The sequence below is a fragment of the Nocardioides sp. NPDC058538 genome, from assembly GCF_042719275.1.
Taxonomy (GTDB): Bacteria; Actinomycetota; Actinomycetes; order Propionibacteriales; family Nocardioidaceae; genus Nocardioides.
The window spans coordinates 41,273-58,349 of the sequence record NZ_JBHXNY010000030.1 but is presented as its reverse complement, the minus strand read 5'-3'; the positions used below and the strand labels follow the sequence as shown (position 1 = coordinate 58,349).

At 69.8% G+C, this 17,077-nt stretch carries 12 protein-coding genes and 1 tRNA gene; 5 read left to right on the top strand and 8 right to left on the bottom strand.

What is annotated here, in order from left to right; all coding sequences use genetic code 11:
• Nucleotides 1-79: 79 nt before the first annotated feature.
• From ettA to ACFWQC_RS22110, 5 genes are all read right to left on the bottom strand, one after another.
• Nucleotides 80-1,762, bottom strand: a complete 1,683-nt coding sequence (gene ettA / locus ACFWQC_RS22130; protein ID WP_378682937.1) for an energy-dependent translational throttle protein EttA — start codon at nt 1,760-1,762, stop codon at nt 80-82.
• 81 nt (nt 1,763-1,843) lie between these two features.
• Entirely contained in the window at nt 1,844-2,395 is a 552-nt protein-coding gene (ssb, locus tag ACFWQC_RS22125) for a single-stranded DNA-binding protein (protein ID WP_378682934.1), read from the bottom strand.
• Between the two features lie 149 nt (nt 2,396-2,544).
• Nucleotides 2,545-4,197 (bottom strand): YfjP family GTPase, encoded by a 1,653-nt coding sequence (locus tag ACFWQC_RS22120; RefSeq protein ID WP_355021061.1) that lies wholly within the window; start codon nt 4,195-4,197, stop codon nt 2,545-2,547.
• A gap of 42 nt (nt 4,198-4,239) precedes the next feature.
• On the bottom strand, nt 4,240-6,117 hold the full coding sequence (locus ACFWQC_RS22115) for a dynamin family protein (RefSeq protein ID WP_378682931.1): 1,878 nt from the start codon (nt 6,115-6,117) through the stop codon (nt 4,240-4,242).
• Nucleotides 6,114-7,280, bottom strand: coding sequence for a PrsW family intramembrane metalloprotease (locus ACFWQC_RS22110; RefSeq protein ID WP_378682928.1), 1,167 nt, complete (start codon nt 7,278-7,280; stop codon nt 6,114-6,116). Before ACFWQC_RS22110 ends, ACFWQC_RS22115 begins: the two co-directional genes overlap by 4 nt.
• Nucleotides 7,281-7,404: 124 nt before the next feature.
• Between ACFWQC_RS22110 and ACFWQC_RS22105 the strand changes: the two genes are divergently transcribed.
• Both ACFWQC_RS22105 and ACFWQC_RS22100 read left to right on the top strand, forming a co-directional pair.
• Nucleotides 7,405-8,829, top strand: a complete 1,425-nt coding sequence (locus ACFWQC_RS22105; protein ID WP_378682925.1) for an aminopeptidase P family protein — start codon at nt 7,405-7,407, stop codon at nt 8,827-8,829.
• A 124-nt stretch (nt 8,830-8,953) separates the two neighbouring features.
• Complete coding sequence (locus ACFWQC_RS22100) at nt 8,954-9,742, top strand: N-acetylmuramoyl-L-alanine amidase (protein ID WP_378682922.1); 789 nt, start codon at nt 8,954-8,956, stop codon at nt 9,740-9,742.
• Between the two features lie 67 nt (nt 9,743-9,809).
• On the opposite strand, the gene ACFWQC_RS22095 is transcribed toward ACFWQC_RS22100, so the two are convergent.
• A complete protein-coding gene (locus tag ACFWQC_RS22095) occupies nt 9,810-11,621 on the bottom strand; it encodes a hypothetical protein (protein ID WP_378682919.1) in 1,812 nt (603 codons plus the stop codon).
• Nucleotides 11,622-12,026: 405 nt separating this feature from the next.
• Between ACFWQC_RS22095 and ACFWQC_RS22090 the strand changes: the two genes are divergently transcribed.
• A tRNA-Arg gene (locus tag ACFWQC_RS22090) sits at nt 12,027-12,103 on the top strand.
• A 22-nt stretch (nt 12,104-12,125) separates the two neighbouring features.
• Here the strand turns inward: ACFWQC_RS22090 and ACFWQC_RS22085 are convergent.
• Nucleotides 12,126-12,749 (bottom strand): YitT family protein, encoded by a 624-nt coding sequence (locus ACFWQC_RS22085; RefSeq protein ID WP_378682916.1) that lies wholly within the window; start codon nt 12,747-12,749, stop codon nt 12,126-12,128.
• A 78-nt stretch (nt 12,750-12,827) separates the two neighbouring features.
• Here ACFWQC_RS22085 and ACFWQC_RS22080 point away from each other — a divergent pair, with 78 nt between their 5' ends.
• Complete coding sequence (locus ACFWQC_RS22080) at nt 12,828-14,258, top strand: PLP-dependent aminotransferase family protein (RefSeq protein WP_378682913.1); 1,431 nt, start codon at nt 12,828-12,830, stop codon at nt 14,256-14,258.
• A 6-nt stretch (nt 14,259-14,264) separates the two neighbouring features.
• Here ACFWQC_RS22080 and ACFWQC_RS22075 read toward each other — a convergent pair whose 3' ends face one another.
• Complete coding sequence (locus tag ACFWQC_RS22075) at nt 14,265-15,329, bottom strand: DUF1152 domain-containing protein (RefSeq protein ID WP_378682910.1); 1,065 nt, start codon at nt 15,327-15,329, stop codon at nt 14,265-14,267.
• A 114-nt stretch (nt 15,330-15,443) separates the two neighbouring features.
• Between ACFWQC_RS22075 and ACFWQC_RS22070 the strand changes: the two genes are divergently transcribed.
• Nucleotides 15,444-17,069: a long-chain fatty acid--CoA ligase gene (locus ACFWQC_RS22070; protein ID WP_378682907.1), complete on the top strand. Its 1,626-nt coding sequence runs from the start codon at nt 15,444-15,446 to the stop codon at nt 17,067-17,069.
• The last annotated feature ends 8 nt before the right edge of the window (nt 17,070-17,077 follow it).

The window sequence follows — 17,077 nt, the reverse complement described above, 5'->3', positions numbered from 1 at the left end:
CCCGCCCCGTGTCGCCTCTTTCTACCGCGCCGCCTCGGCGCGGGTTCTGGTCAGAACGCGCCGACTCGGCGCGAGTTGGTCAGTCGCGGGTGAGGCGACGGTGGGTGACGCGGTGGGGGCGGGCGGCCTCCTGGCCGAGGCGCTCGATCTTGTTGGCCTCGTAGGACTCGAAGTTGCCCTCGAACCAGAACCACGCGCCCTCCTTCTCCTCGGTGCCTTCCCAGGCGAGGATGTGGGTGGCGACGCGGTCGAGGAACCACCGGTCGTGGGAGGAGACCACGGCACAGCCCGGGAATTCGAGCAGCGCGTCCTCGAGGGAGGAGAGGGTCTCGACGTCGAGGTCGTTGGTCGGCTCGTCGAGAACCAGCATGTTGCCGCCCTGCTTCAGGGTGAGCGCCAGGTTGAGACGGTTGCGCTCACCACCGGAGAGCACGCCGGCCTTCTTCTGCTGGTCGGGACCCTTGAAGCCGAACGAGGCGACATAGGCCCGCGAGTTCATCTCGAAGTTGGCGACCTTGATGAAGTCGAGGCCGTCGGAGACGACCTCCCAGACGTTCTTGTTGGGGTCGATGCCACCACGGCTCTGGTCGACGTAGGAGATCTTCACGGTCTTGCCGACGTTGAGCTCGCCCGCGTCAGGCTTCTCGGAGCCGGTGATCATCCGGAACAGGGTCGTCTTGCCGACACCGTTGGGACCGATGACGCCGACGATGCCGGCGCGCGGGAGCGAGAAGGAGATGTCGTCCCACAGCGTGCGGTCCTCGAACCCCTTGACCAGGCCCTTGGCCTCCAGCACCAGATCACCCATGCGCGGGCCCGGCGGGATGTTGATGTCGGCGGTGTCGATCTTGCGAGCCTTGTCGGCCTCGGCGGCGAGCTCCTCGTAGCGGGCCAGACGCGACTTCGACTTGGTCTGGCGAGCCTTGGCGTTGGAGCGGACCCACTCCAGCTCCTTCTCGAGCATCCTGGCTCGCTTGGCGTCCTTCTGCCCCTCGACCTTGAGACGGTCCTTCTTGGTCTCGAGGTAGGTGGAGTAGTTGCCCTCGTAGCCGTGGATCGAGCCGCGGTCGACCTCGGCGATCCACTCGGCGACGTTGTCGAGGAAGTAGCGGTCGTGGGTGACGGCCAGGACGGCGCCCTTGTAGGACTTGAGGTGACCCTCCAGCCACTGCACCGACTCGGCGTCGAGGTGGTTGGTGGGCTCGTCGAGCAGCAGCAGGTCGGGCTCCTGCAGGAGCAGCTTGCACAGCGCGACGCGGCGGCGCTCACCACCGGAGAGGTTGTCGACGATCGCGTCGCCCGGAGGGCAGCGCAGCGCGTCCATCGCCTGCTCCAGCTTGGAGTCGATGTCCCAGGCGTTGATGTTGTCCAGGAAGGTCTGGAGATCACCGGTCTCGGCCATCAGGGCGTCCTGGTCGGCGTCGGGGTCACCCATCTCCATGTAGGCGTCCTCGAGGCGCTTCATCTTCGTCTTGATCTCGCTGACCGCCTCCTCGACGTTCTCGAGGACGGTCTTGCCCTCGGTCAGCGGCGGCTCCTGCTGGAGCATCCCGACGGTCGCGTCCTGGTCGCGGACGATGTCGCCGTTGTTGGGATGGTCCAGCCCCGCCATCAGCTTGAGCAGCGAGGACTTACCCATGCCGTTCGGGCCGACAACGCCGATCTTGGCACCGTGCAGGAACGAGAGGGTGACGTTGTCGAGGACGACCTTGTCGCCATGGGCCTTGCGCACATTGCGCAGGGAGAGGATGTAGTCGGCCATGGTCCCCACCCTAATGAGGGAGAGGCACGCCGGTACAACCGGCGCACCCCGCCACAGGGCCCCGCGCCCGCCCGGCTCACCTCACGCCGCTTCAGAGGCGGTGTCCTGAGCTTGTCGAAGGGTCTCCGTCTCGGCGGGCGCCTCGCCATCGTCCTCGGTCGCCGGCTTCTGCTCCCACGGGTCCGCGCCCGGCGCCCGCCAGTCGGAGAGCGGGTCGCCCTCTGGGTCGTCGTCGCGGGGTCCAGAGGCAGGGGCGGCGACCGCGGCCAGGGAGCGCGGGTTGCGCGAGAGGCTGCTCATACCGCGGTTGAGGTCGTGACCGACGACGGTCGCCTCGACCTCGAAGGTGTTGACCTCGAGCCCGTCCTTGTTGACGTAGCTGCGGGTGGACAGCCGTCCCTGGACGACCACGGGGTCGCCCGTGCGAAGCGAGCGCCCGACGTTCTCCCCCAGCTGACGCCAGGCGCTCACCGAGAACCACTGCGTCACGCCGTCGCTCCACTCTCCGGTGGACCGGTTGAGCTTCCGCGGTGTGCACGCCATCCGGAAGTTCGCGACCGAGAACTCACCGACGCTCCGCACGACGGGGTCGGCACCGACGTTGCCGCGCAGGGTGATGATCGAGTCGTTCATCGTTGTCTCCTCAGAGTTCGCGCCCGCCTGATGCGGGCCTCGGAGACAACCCTGCGCTCGACCACCGACAGTTCCCGGCGGCGTAAGTCTGCCTGTGGACAACCCCGGATCGAACCGTGCCTGTGGACAGTGATCGGCCCGCCGACCGGTCAGCGCAGCGCCTTGGCCACCCCGTGCCGAAGAGCGGTGTAGGCGGCCAGCTCGGTCTCGATCGGGTCGACGACGAGCTCACGGGAGACGTCGGCGACCGCCGTACGCAGCCGCGCATCGGCCGACCGCGCCCGCCGTCGAGCGGTGCTGATCACCAGCAGATGGCACACGGCCCACAGCACCAGCCCGAGCCCGACACCACCGATGAAGAGGACGTACGGCAGCTCGACCCCGGCCACAGAGGGCGTCACGTCGCCGAGCTGAGCGGCTCCGGAGAGAAGCAGTGCGACCGACCACACCAGCCCGACGGTGGCGAGGATGATGAGGAGCCACTGGAGCGCCTTGACCAGCCCGGTCCACAGCGGCAGCCGCTCGGCGTTCAGGTCGACTCCGCCGACCGATGCGTCGAGCCTGTCAGCGAGGTCATCCATTCGCGAGACCGATGCCCGCCGGATCGCGTCGCGCCACGGCGAGGCGAGCCCGGCGCCGGCCTCGTCGGCCAGCTGACGCACCTCGGTGTCGACCCGCGCGCGCTCGACGGCGGTGGTCTGCGGCAACGACGTCCGGGCGCGCCCGGCCAGCTGGGTCGCCTCCTCCCCCAGCGCCAGGTGAAGCCGCTTCAACGGATCCGGCCTCAGCCGGGAGACCCACGAGACCAGCGGCCAGCCCGTGGCCGCCCTGGCCCGGGTGCGTACGGACCGTTCGACCGCGTCCACCACGGTCGGCACCCCGGCGGCCTCGGAGATGGCGTCCTCGAGGGCCTCCACCCGGGGCTTGGCCAGGGAACGCGGCTTGGCGTCACCGGACGCCTTGGCGAGCTTCACGGCAGCGGTCTTGATGTCGGCGGAGAGCCGGGACTTGTTGGCCCGCTTCGCCGCCGCCCGCTGGGCGATCTCGGTCTTGAGCTGCGGGATCCCCCAGCCGAGCTTGGCCGAGACCGGGATCACCGGCACGTTGCGCAGCCCGTCCTGGTCGAGCAGGCGGCGTACGTCACCCAGCATCGACTCACGACGGTCCTCGGGAACGCGGTCGATGTGGTTGAGCACCACGACCATGATCTCGGAGTGGGTCCGGAGCGGCTGCAGATAGCGGTCGTGGATGGCCGCGTCGGCGTACTTCTGCGGGTCCAGCACCCACACCAGCATGTCGGCGAGCTCGACCAGCCGGTCGACCTCGAGATGGTGAGAGACCTCGGTGGAGTCATGGTCGGGCAGGTCCAGCAGCACCACGCCGTCGAGCTCGTGCCCCTCACGGCGGGTGTCGAGCATCGAGTCGCGGGTGGTCTGGTGACGCTCGGGGATGCCCAGCCACTCGAGCAGCTCCTGAGCGCCCTCCGAACCCCACACGCAGGCGGTCGCCCAGGAGGTGGTCGGCCGCCGGACACCGACGGCGGAGAGCTCCAGCCCGGTCAGGGCGTTGAACGTGGACGACTTGCCCGACCCGGTCGCCCCCGCGACCCCGACGACCGTGTGGTCGGCGGAGAGCTTGAGGCGTCCCTGAGCCTTGTTGACCACGGCGCGCGCGTCCTCGACGAGTCCGTCGTCGAGGCGCCCCGTCGCCGCCACGGTCGCAGCGGTCAGTCCGTCCAGCCGATCACCGAGATCTCCACCTCGGCTGACCAGGTTCTTCGCACCTTCGAGCAGGCCGCTCAATGATCCCCCTTCCCTTCCCGAAAAGTCTCAGTCTGACAAGTCTCAGCCATCGCCGCGCTGGCTGGCGAAACGGGCGTCGCCGACCTTCCGCGCAGCGTGCCGCAGTCGCTCCGGTGCACCATGGTCGATCTGCAGCGCGTCGACCTGACCCGTGTAACGCGCACGCTCCTCGTCGACCAGGCCCACGATGCGTACCTCCAGCGCCTTGCGCGCCCGGGACGCGAGGCCGCGCACGGCCTGGTCGCCGAAGACCGCCTCCAGGAGCTTCTGGCCGAGCAGGAGGGTGCCGCCGGCGATGCCCACCTCGGCACCGACGAGCGCTCCTCCGGTCGAGGCGAAGACGACCACCATCAGCGCGACGCCAAGGCCGTTGACCCCGTAGGAGAGGAACTTCGCGGTCGTACGTTTGTCCTGCCCCTCGCTGCGCACCATGTCGAGCACGTCCTGCTGCCAGTCGCGCACCGCGCGCTCGGCCTTGGGCCGCAACGCACGCGAGGCTCGGCCGAGGTCGGCGGGGCCGGCGGCGAGGAGCCCGCGTCCCGCGGGACTCATCTGCCAGGCCGCCTCTGCCCTCTCGGCAGCCGCCTCGCACTGCTCCAGGATCAGCATCTCCAGGCCGCCCTGTACGGCCGCGGTCACCCGTTCTGCCTGCTGGGGCTTGCCCTTGATCGAGCCGAGGAACTTGTCGCGGAGCATCCCCACCTTCGTCTCGAGCGCCTTGAGGATCTCGCCGCTGCCGACGAACTCCTGCCAGCGCGCGAGCACCTCGCCACGCAGCAGCGTCCCGTCGGCGGTCGCCGCCATGATCGACTTGAGCGCCTCGTCGTAGGCCATGTCCGCATCGGTACGCAGCCGCTGCGCAGCCTCTCCCTGACCGTCTGCGGTGTCGGCGATCGGGTGGACCTCCAGGGTCAGCGCCCGCACCGCACCATCGAGGGTCTGGGTGACGACCTGGTGACGCGCGGTGGCGTCGTCGGCGAGCATGTCGAGCCAGGCGCGTACCTCGGCGACGTGTTCGGCCGGCAGCAGCCCGTGCTCGGAGACCTCGCCCTCGTGCACGATGAAGAGCGGTGAGTCCTTGAGCCCGCGCGAGGCGAGCATCCGGGCCAGGTGGCCGGCGACGGTCTGGACGGCTTCGGTCGGAGTGCGGTCGAGCACCACCGCCACCGCGGTGGAGCGGTTGGCGGCGAGCTGGAGAAACTCCCACGGCACCTGGTCGGCGTAGCGTGCGGCCGAGGTGACGAAGACCCACAGGTCGGCCGCGGCGAGCAGCTCGGCCGCGAGCACCCGGTTGGCCTCCTCGACCGAGTCGACGTCGGGCGCATCCAGGATCGCCAGGCCGGGGTGGAGCCGGTCACTCGCGACCAGCTGCAGCGCGCCTGGGTCGTTGGTCGGGTGGTTGACCCGCTCCAGCTCGGGAAGCAGGCGGTCCTGGCCGAACCAGCGGCCGTCTTCGGGGTTGTGCACCAGCACCGGCGAGCGGGTCGTCGGCCGCAGCAGCCCCGGCGTGGTCACCTTGGTGCCGACCAGCGAGTTCACCAGCGTCGACTTGCCGGCGCCCGTGGAGCCGCCGACGACCGCGAGGAGCGGCGCGTCGATGGTCATCATCCGCGGGATGACGTAGTCCTCGAGCTGCTCGACCATGTTCTGCCTGGCGGCTCGCTGCTCGTCGGTGCCGGGCAGGTCCAGCGGCAGGGTGACCTCGGTCAGCGCCTGGTGGAGCTGGATGAGCGAGGTGACCATCCGGTTGCTCTCGCCGCCGGACGCCTCGATCTCTGCCCGGGCGGCCTCGAACTCGGTGGTCGGCTTCTCCGCGAGCATCCCCGCGGTCAGCGCCTCGTAGGGCTCCGGCCGCGTCTCAGGGGCATGTTCCGGAGCAGGCTCCGGCGCGTTGTCGTCGTGCCTGTTCTCGTCACTCATCCGGTCATCACCTGCCCACTCGGGAACGCGATGTGTGGACGTACCTCACTGATGCGGTCAACGTATGCCCTCCCCCGGGCGGCGAAGTCTGGCGGCGGGTTGCCGCGCAGGAATCGCCAGTGCAAGTATCCGAGCTCGATGGCAGCCTGCTGGTATTCACGCATGGCCGCAACCCCCTGAGCCCCTCCGTGGGCCGACGCGAACCTCCGCGCCTGCTCCCGGCGCCGCAGATCGACCACCCAGCCGATGTCGGTGTAGGGAATCAACCCGCGTTGCGCGGCGTCGGTCAGCGACCGGGTCAGCACGATCCGCTCGGACTTTCGCCGCCAGACCGCGAAGATCACCAAAGACACGAACGCGGGAACCATCACCACGACGTACGCCAGCAGGAACCCGGCCCCGTCATAGAGCAGCGTCGAGCCGTTCCAGGTGGCGTGTGCGAGCACCGCGATGGCGTAGCCCAGCAGCGGCGCCACGACCTTCAGCCAGCGCTTGCGCGTGACCACCGCGACACCGATGCCGATGCCGACGAAGGCGGTGAAGAAGGGGTGTGCGAAGGGGCTGAACAGGCAGCGCATCACGAAGACGGCGGTGAACTCACCGATGTGTCCGGTGGAGCTGTCGCCCATGCCGGGCGTGCCGTTGTAGGTGCCGCCCAGGTAGAGGATGTTCTCGGTGAAGGCGAAGCCGATGCCGACCATGCCTGCGTAGACGATGCCGTCGAGCACTCCGTCGAGGAGGTGTCGACGCCAGACCAGGAGCACCAGGAGGAACAGCCCCTTGGCCGCCTCTTCGGTGACCGGAGCCACGATCGCGAGCTGGGTCGGCTGGCTCCACCCGGCGAGCAGCGCCCCGACGCTCTGGACGATCAGCGCGGCGGCGACCGCGACGAAGGCGCCCCACCCCAGACCGAGCGCGAGCAGCGACTTCGGCTCGGGTTCGTAGCGGTCCAGCCACAGGAAGGCGTAGACCAGCGGCACCACCGGGATGGCTGCGAAGAGCACTCCCAGGATCGCGCCGGTCGGGGCAAGATGGTCGTTGACGACGCTGGTGCTGAGCAGAACGATGCCGAGCACCGGCAAAGAGGTCAGCACGACAAGCACGCCCACCACGATGGTGAACGTGCGGTTGCTTCTCGTCGGATCCTTCGGGATCGCCCCCATGCGCGCCAGACTATCGGGCGTACGGACCGCACGTGCGACCAGACACCGATCGAGACGTCCCCGCCACCCGCGTGGCCTGGGAACTCACGAGCGTTGTGGATCCGGCGCGGCGTACGATTCCGGTATGACGGACAAAGGCGCCCCCACTCCTGCAGACGACCACACCGAGAGCCACGACCAGACGGTTCCGGAGGCGTGGTCCACGTTCATGAGGGAGGGCTGGGACGACCGCGAGGTCGAGGTTCCCGAGCATCCGATCACGCCGTGGGCGGCCGCCCGCCGGGAGCGGCTCTCGGGCATCTTCCCGGGTGAGCGCCTGATCGTCCCGGCCGGCACCTACAAGGTCCGCGCCAACGACACCGACTACCGCTTCCGCGCCGACACCGCGCACGTGCATCTGACCGGCAACCAGACCTCCGACGCCGTCGTCGTGATCGAGCCCGACGGCAGCTCGGTCCTGTACGCCCGCCCGCGCAGCGGTCGCGACACCGACGAGTTCTTCCGCGACCGTCAGTACGGCGCGCTCTGGGCCGGGGCGCGCCCCTCAGCCCGTGAGCTCTCCGACTCGCTCGGCATCGAAGTACGCCACGTCGACCAGCTCGAGTCCGACCTCTCCGGAAACACCCCGACCCGCGTCCTCCGCGGAGTCTCGGGCGACGTCGACAAGCTGGTCGCCCCGGCCGACGCCTCCCGCGACGAGGAGTTCGCCAAGGCGCTCTCGGAGCTGCGCCTGATCAAGGACGAGTGGGAGCTCGGCGAGCTCAAGGAGGCCTGCGACATCACCGTGCGGGGCTTCACCGACGCGGTGCGTGAGTGGGACCAGGTCCTGAAGCACGGCGAGCGCTGGATCGAGGGCACCTTCTTCCGCCGCGCCCGCGCGGAGGGCAACGACCTCGGCTACGACTCGATCGTCGGCGGCGGGTCCCACGCCACCACGCTGCACTGGATCGACAACGACGGCCCGATCGTGCCCGGTGAGCTGGTGCTGCTCGACATGGGCGTCGAGGGCCACAACCTCTACACCGCCGACATCACCCGCACCCTGCCCATCTCCGGGAAGTTCACGCCGCTGCAGCGCAACCTCTACGAGCTCGTCTACAAGGCACAGCAGGCCGGCATCGAGGCGATCCGCCCGGGCGTGACCTTCCGCGCCGGCCACTTCGCCGCGATGGAGATCCTCGCGCATGGGTTGGACGACCTGGGGTTGCTCCCCGTGTCCGTCGACGAGGCGCTCTCCGAGGACAACAAGACCTACTCCCGCTGGACCCTCCACGGCGTCTCCCACATGCTCGGCCTCGACGTCCACGACTGCGCCTCCGCGTCGAAGGAGACCTACATCGAGGGGCCGCTGCAGGAAGGCATGGTCCTCACCGTCGAGCCGGGCCTCTACTTCCAGAAGGAGGACAAGCTCGTCCCCGAGGAGCTGCGCGGCATCGGCATCCGCATCGAGGACGACATCGTCGTCACCAAGGACGGCTCCGTGAACCTCTCCGCCGGCCTCCCGCGTACGGCCGACGACGTCGAGGCGTGGATGGGTCAGCATCTGTGACGTGAATGCTGACCGAGGCGATGTCCTGAGCTTGTCGAAGGGTAACTCAGTCGAGTCGCGCTTCCCTCGTGGAGTTCCACGAGGGAAGTGGCTGCCCACCGAGGTAACTCGGTCGGCGGCCGCCGTGGCTGGCTGCCTCGCGCTGGCATCGGCCCTGATGGCCTGCAGCCCAGGAAGTACGCCGCGGCAGCAGCCCGCCGCATCGCCCTCAGCCACGGCGTCCCCGTCCACCTCCGCGTCGAGCGGATCGGACGACATCTTCGAGGGAGCCGTGGTCGGGATCGACCCCGGCCACAACGGCGGCAACGCGGGCGCGCCCGAGGTGATCAACGAGCCGGTGTGGAACGGGCGGTCGCAGAGCCCGTGCAACACGACGGGCACCGCGACCGACGACGGCTACCCGGAGACCGACTTCACCTGGGCCGTTGCCACGAAGCTCGCGGCCGATCTGCGCGAGTCGGGTGCGAAGGTGGTCATGACCCGCGACAGCAACGACGGGGTCGGGCCATGCATCGACGAGCGCGCGAAGATCATCAACGACGCGAAGGCCGACGTCGCGATCGACATCCACGCCGACGGCGCGGTCGCGTCCGAGCGGGGCTACTCGCTGCTGATCCCGGTGCCCTCGGGCACCAACGACGAGGTCGTCGAGCCCTCGCGACGCTACGCCCAGCTGCTCCGCACCGAGATGCGGAAGACCGGGATGCCGCTGGCCAGCTACCTCGGTGAGGGCGGGTTCGTCGAGCGCGACGACCTGGCCGGCCTCAACCTCACCACGGTCCCCCAGGTGCTGCTCGAGACCGGAAACATGCGCAACGTCGAGGACGCACGCCTGCTGAAGTCCGACCGGTTCCAGGCGCGGACGGCCGCCGCCATCAAACGTGCGATGGCGGCGTACCTCCGCTCACGCTGAGCCTCAAGCCCAGGTCAGCTCCGCGCTTCGCGCGGTCACTCCTTCGCTCGGCCTCGCTCCAGTCGTCTCAGAGCTTCTTCCACTCGACGGGCTCGAGGCCGTACTCCTCCGCGATCGGCCCCCACGCCTTGGCGGCTGCCTTCTTCGGGTCATGGCTGGCCAGGCTGAGCGTGGTCGCCTTCTCCAGCTTGCCCTTGCCGCCCACACACTCGCCGTCGGCGTTGACCTTGCGCTTCTCGCCCCAGGCGGCGAAGGCCAGGTCGGCGTTCTGCGAGGTCATCCACGCTGACTCGAGGTTTTTGACGAGCTTCCGCGATCCCGGGAGGACGGCGGTGTCGATCTTGGCGACCTTCGTTGCCAGCTTCTCGCGAGAGGCCGCGGCGTCCTGGAAGGTCTGGATCGCCTCGTCGATGTTCTCGCAGGCCTCGAGGTCGGCCTGCGCCGCGCCGATGGCCGCCTTGTCCTTGGCCGAGGTCTTGATGAGGTCGTCGATCTTCTTGGCCTCGGCGGCGGCACCGCCCTCGGTCGTGGTGGCGCCCTGGGTGGTGCCGGTCTCGGCGTTGGCGTCGTCGCCGTTGCTGTTGATCAGGCCGATGACGAAGGCGATGATCGCGACCACGACGGCCAGCGCGAGGACGATCAGGCCCCAGCGCTTCAGGTCGAGACCACCAGGCCCCTTGCCCTGACCACCCTGACCGCGCTGCGGCTCGTAGCGGGCGTCGTAGCCGTTCCCGTACGGGTCATAGCCCTGCGGCGCCATCGGCGGCGGCGCCGGGGTGTTGGGCCCACCGCCGACCGGCGGCTGCCCGACCAGGGTGGCGTCGTTGTAGGGGTTCTGGCCGTAGGGATCACCGTACGGCTGGCCGAGCTCGTCCTGGGACCGGTCCTGCGGCTGGCCGTAGGGCTGCTCGTAGGGCTGCTCGTACGCCTGGCCGAAGCCCTGGTCGGGGCCTGGGCCCTGGCCGTACGGCTGATCGTACGGCTGGTCGTAGGGCTGGTCGTAGCCCTGGGACCACTGGGCCTGGTCGGGCTCGAGCTGCGGCGCGAGCGGGGCGTAGGCGGGGTCGCCGTACGTCGGGGCCTGCTGGCCGAGATCGGGCTGGCCGTCGTCGTAGCGCGACTCGGGCGCCGGGGCGTCGAACTGCGGCTGTGGCGGCGCGAACTGCTCGAACTCGTCACGCGGACGGGTGCCTCCGGAGGCCTCCTCGTCGACGGCGTCGAACCGAGGGCTCATCGCGACTTGGGTCTCGTCCGGACGGACCGGCTCGGGCTGGCGTCGCTCGACCGGCGGCATCGCCTCGTGGGTCGCCTCGGGGGCCGGGCCACCGAACTGCGGCGCGGGGTCGACGAAGGTCGGGTGCTCCGCGCTCTGGTGGTACGCCGCGGCCGGACGCTCGGGCAGCGGAGGCGCGGCCATCGGCTCCGGGGTCTGCGGCGCCTGCGGTTCGGGCATTTGCGGCGTGGGCGCGGGAGCGGGCGGCTCGGGCGTGCGCTCCTGCGCCGGTGGCCGCGTCGGCAGATCCGGGAGCGGCGCCGGCGCGGCGGCCTGTGCCTCGGGCTCAGGATCCGGGGTCGGCTCGGGCTCTTCTGCGGCGCGCTTGCGCTTGGGCAGGAAGAGCGACTGCGACTGGGAGGCGAGCTCGGGCTCGAACTTCGGCGTACGCGCCGCCAGCCCGAACAGGCCACCATCATCCGAACCCGCCGGCGGCGGGGCCATGCCACCGCCGAAGGCCGGCTGCTCACCGCTCGGCGCGGTCATGTTCAGCTGAGGCGCCATCGAGGCCCCCGGCGTACGCCTGACCTGCTCGAGCGGCAACGGGGCCGGCTCCGGGTCGGCCTCAGGCGCGGGCGCAGCAGCTCCCTGCCCACGCCTCGGCAACGACAGACCACCCTGCTCAGGATCGGCACCCCGCTGCGGCAGTCGCGGCGGTGCAACCGGCTCCGGTGCACCCTGCGACGGCGGCTGATGAGCGCTTCTGACGGGGGTCCCACAACCTGTGCAGAAGCGCATACCGGTGACGGCCGCACCGCACGAGGTGCACATGGACTCCATAGTCATGTCCGGGGACCTTACCGATGATCGGGCCCAGTCTCGAACCCTCGTGGTCCGCCAATCGGACACTCACGTCGACAGTGCGGGGACAGTGCACCCAAATACCCCCCACACCTTGGTAACACTCCGGCCAGCGTTTCGGATTCCGATGCACACAAGGGATACGGGCACCGGTAAGATCGTCCGCGGCCTGCGCAAACCCCCTTCCAGCGGGGTGCTCACACAGGCCACGCCTCCGTAGCTCAGCTGGATAGAGCATCGGCCTTCTAATCCGACGGTCACAGGTTCGAATCCTGTCGGGGGCGCCACAGGAAATTCGTGTGGGTTAAATCATGCACTCGCGCGTGTTTCGGCGGCGACCGCCGCGGCGTCCGGCCGCCCGGCGTACAGGGTCCGGAAGAACGGCAGGGTGCGGTGCACCATCGGACCGATGAGCAGCGCCTCGGCGACGGTGCCGATGCCGACCATTCCGCCGAGGAGCCAGCCGACTGCCAGCACGGTGAGCTCGACGCCCCCACGGCAGAGCCAGACCGGGGCACCGGTGCGCTCGTGCAGGCCGGTCATCAGGCCGTCGCGCGGACCCGGGCCGAGGCCGGGCGCGATGTAGATCCCGGTCGCCGCGGCCAATAGGAGCAGGCCGCCGGTGAAGAGCGCGACCTGTGCCACCAGGTCCGATGGCTGCGGAAGCAGCCAGAGGCCGATCTCCGCCGAGGTGCCGACGAGCAGGACGTTCAGCACGGTGCCGACGCCGGGCCGCTGTCGCAGCGGGATCCAGAGCAGCAGGACGACGAGCCCGATCAGGTTGGTCATCATCCCGAAGGAGATCCCGGTGATCTCGACGAGTCCCGATGCCAGCGTGTTCCAGGGCGCCAGGCCCAGCGAGCCCTGCACGAGCATGGCGAGCGCGATGCCGTAGAGGAAGAGTCCAGTTATCAACCAAGAGAGCGACTTCACAGAGAGATCCTTCACGATTGCAAAGCCAATCACGAGTCCAATCGAAGGTAAAGAAGCCAATCACGGTAAGGTGGCCTCATGCCTCGCGGAAGAATTGGTGCCACTGCGCTTGCTGGCCTTCTCGGTCAGTGGCAAGGGGAGGGCCCGGCGTACGAGAACCTCGCCGAACGGATCCAGCTGCTGCTGATCGACGGACGGCTCTCGGCCGACGTACGTCTCCCCTCCGAGCGCGAGCTCTCCGAGCGGCTGGTGCTGAGCCGCACCACGATCACGGCCGCCTACCGGCGTCTGCGCGAGCACGGCTACGCACTGAGCGTCCAGGGGTCGGGTACGACGACGAAGCTGCCACCCACCGCACCCGACTCCTTCACCGAGGGCGGCGAGATCGACCTGGTCAGGGCCACCCTGCCGGCCACCCGGCGGCTTCCGGAGGCCGCGGTCGAGGCGACCCGTCGGCTGGCCGACCACATGACCGGCCCCGGCTACACGCTGTGGGGCATCGAGGAGCTCCGCGCGGAGATCGCGGCGCGCTACACCGATCGCGGACTGCCGACCGATCCCGACCAGATCATGGTGACCACCGGTGGCCAGAGCGCGATCGCCCTGCTCGCCCGCACCGTGATCAGCCGCGGCGACCGGGCCTACGCCGAGAGCCCGTCCTACCCCAACGCGTACGACGCCCTGAGCCTCGCCGGAGCCCGGATCATCACGAGCCCGGTGACCACCGATGCCGGCTGGGACATGCCCGCGATGGAGGCGGCCATCGCCCGGACCACCCCCGTGATGGCGTACGTCATGCCCGACTTCCACAACCCGACGTCTCGCTCGATGTCGACCGAGGACCGGCTCCGCCTGCTGCACGCCGCGGCGAAGGTCGACACCCTCCTCGTGGCCGACGACACCACCGCCGAGCTGAACATCGACCGACCTCACACCTACCCACCGCTGGCCGCGATGGCCGGCGAGCACGGGGCCCGCGTCGTCCACATCGGCTCGGCGAGCAAGATGCTGTGGGGCGGGCTGCGGGTCGGCTGGATCCGCGCCGATCCGGTGCTGCTGACCCAGATCGCCAGCGGACGCTCCGCCACCGACCTCGGCACCCCGATCTGGGAGCAGCTGGTCACCACGATCCTGTTCCGGCACCTGCCCGAGATCCTGCGCGAGCGAGCCGACCAGCTCGCCGCCGGCCGCGCCGCGCTCTACCACGCGATGCGCGAGCACCTGCCCGACTGGGAGCTGCCGCCGCGCATCGACGGCGGTCTCTCCGCCTGGGTCGGCCTGCCCGCGCCGGTCAGCTCCCAGCTCACCCTCGCCGCCAGGCCCCATGGGCTGCTCGTCACCGCCGGACCGAGGTTCGGGGTCGACGGCGCCTACGAGCGTCACCTGCGGCTGGCGATCACGCCCCGGCCCGAGCTGGTCCGCCGCGGGGTCGAGATCCTCGCCGAGGTCTGGCCTCGTGCCGCCTCCACGCCCGCCCTGGCCCTCACCACCTCCGAGGCCGTCGTCTGACCGGCATCAACCCCGCGCGAGGGCATCCAGAGCCCACAGCCCGAGCCCGTCGAAGCGCGCCGACTCGTAGCTCGGTACGTCCCCGCTCGTCGCCTCCAGGAGCCTGCGGGTGGTGATGTGCGAAGCCCCCCGGGCGAGGCTCGCGTTCGCGATGTCGGCAGCGGTCACGGTTCGCGACGGGATCTCGCGACGCTCCCGAGCCCGTCGCCGCTCGTAGTCGAGCTCGTCGACGGTGATGCCGCGGATGATCGTCTCGGCGCTCCCCAGAGATCGGGTGTTGATCAGCGCCTCGGCGAGCGGGAAGTCGTACGTCACGACGGCATCGAGACGCCACACGGTCGCACTCGCCTCGCTCACCGGCACAGGGGTCTGCCCTCGCCTCATCTCCACGGCGCCTCGAAGACCGCGCGCGGCTGCTGCGGCCAGCGTCGTCGCCTCGGTGGGATGCCAGCCGAGCGAGTCGCCGACCCGGTCCACATCCACGGTCCCCAGCGTTCCCACCTGGGCCCCGCCGAGCCCGCCGAGGATGGCGATCACCTGCTCGGCGGGGAGCTCCCCGTCCACACCCGGGCCGACGACGGCGAGCCGCACCGGCAGCCCGCTGCGCAATGCCGCAGCAAGCGTGAGCGAGTCGGCCAGCGGGCTCAGCAGGCCGGGCTCGTCCCCCCGCCCGACCACGTCGCCACCGACGTCGACGACCGTGAGCGAGTCGGCGCCGAGTGCCCGAGCGAGATGCTGGAGCTGCTCGGCGAGTCCGACCGCACCGCCGGCGAGGTCGTGCAGGAAGAGGCGCGCGTCGACGTCGCCGGCAAGCCGCGGCAGCACGGACCGGCCTGGAGGAAGAGTGTCCGTCGTGGTCGATATCTCCGCCCGCACACCATCGACCAGGCGGAGCCCGATGAAGTCGCCACGCGAGCGTGGGCCAGGCACCGGGTCGATGCGGAGCCGTTCCCAGGCGCAGGTCGACACGACCACGTCACCGTCGTCCATCTCGGGCTCGAGGACCCGGCGCGCCAGGAGCACGCCGAGCGCATCACCCCCACCACCGGCCGCGACGAAGAGAGTGCTCACGCAGTCGATTCTGACCGCTGGCCACCCGAGGCGCCACAGGTCGGCCGCATCGCCTGGCAAGAAGTTCGCGGGAACTCGTTGTGACGCGCGCCACGTTGGGTCACGATGTGCAGCATGCAAGGACTGATCCAGGACGCACCGCTGACCATCGACACGATCATCCGGCGCGCCGAGCGCGTCTTCCCGACGCGGGAGATCGTCACCAAGACCGCCACAGGTCTGGAGCGCAACACGTTCAAGGACCTGGCCGCGGAGGTACGCAAGCAGGCCACCGTCCTCGACCGGCTCGGCATCTCCGAGGACGGCCGGGTGGCGAGCTTCGCGTGGAACACCCTGCGCCACCTCGCGCTCTACTACTCCGTCCCCTGCACCGGCCGGGTGCTGCACACCGGCAACATCCGCTACTTCCCCGAGCAGCTCGTCTACACGTTCAACCACGCCGAGGACGAGGCCGTCTTCGTGGACAGGTCGCTGCTCGGTCTGCTGGCTCCGCTTCTTCCCCAGCTGACCACGCTCAAGCACGTGGTCGTGATGGATGACGGGGTGCCGACCCCGCTTCCCGACGACCCGCGGGTCGTCTCCTACGAGGAGCTGATGGCCGACGCCGACGAGGCGGTGATCGAGGGCCGGGTCACCGACGAGCGCACCGCTGCCGGGATCTGCTACACCTCCGGCACCACCGGCAACCCGAAGGGCGTCGTCTACACCCATCGCTCGCAGTACCTGCACGCGCTGGCCTCCCTGGCCGGCACCCTCTTCGGCACCAACGACTGCGACCGCGTGCTTCCGGTGGTGCCCTTCTTCCACGCCAACGGCTGGGGCTTCGCCCACTCCTCCCTGCTGGCCGGTGCCAACCTGATCCTGCCCGGTCCCGACCTCTCGCCCGCCGGCATCGTCAAGCTCCTCGAGGCCGAGAAGGTGACGATCGCGGCCGGCGTACCGACGATCTGGATGGGCATGGTCCCGCTGCTCAAGGACGCCGATCTCTCCTCGCTGCGGGTGGTCGTCTGCGGCGGCTCCGCGGTGCCGAAGTCGCTCTCGGAGGCCTGGCGCGAGGCGATCGGCCTGCCGATCACCCAGGCGTGGGGCATGACCGAGATGTCGCCGCTCGGCAGCGTGTACAACGAGCGCGCCGAGATCACGGACCTCTCCGAGGAGGAGAAGGCCGACTACCGTACGTCCCCTGGCATCCCCGCCGTCGGCGTCGAGCTCCGCATCGTGGAGCCCGGGACCACCGACGAGCTTCCCTGGGACGGCGAGACGACCGGCGAGCTCGAGTGCCGCGGCCCGTGGATCGCGTCGGGCTACTACAAGGTCGACGCACCGACGTCGTTCTCGCCCGACGGCTGGCTGCGCACCGGTGACATCGCCGCGATCGACCCGCTGGGCTACGTACGCATCGTCGACCGCACCAAGGACCTGGTGAAGTCGGGTGGCGAGTGGATCTCGACCGTCGCGATCGAGAACCTCATCATGGGCCACCCGAGCATCGCCGAGGCGGCCGTCGTGGCGGTGGCGCACCCGAAGTGGGGCGAGCGGCCACTGGCGTTCGCGGTGGTCAAGGACGGCGAGTCGGTGACCAAGGAGGAGCTGCTCGGCTACCTCGCCGACAACCTGGGCAAGTGGCAGGTGCCCGATGACGTGGTCTTCATCGACGAGGTGCCCAAGACCTCGGTCGGGAAGTTCTCCAAGAAGACCCTGCGCGAGGAGTACGCCGACTACAAGCTGCCAACCGCCTAGGCGGAGCG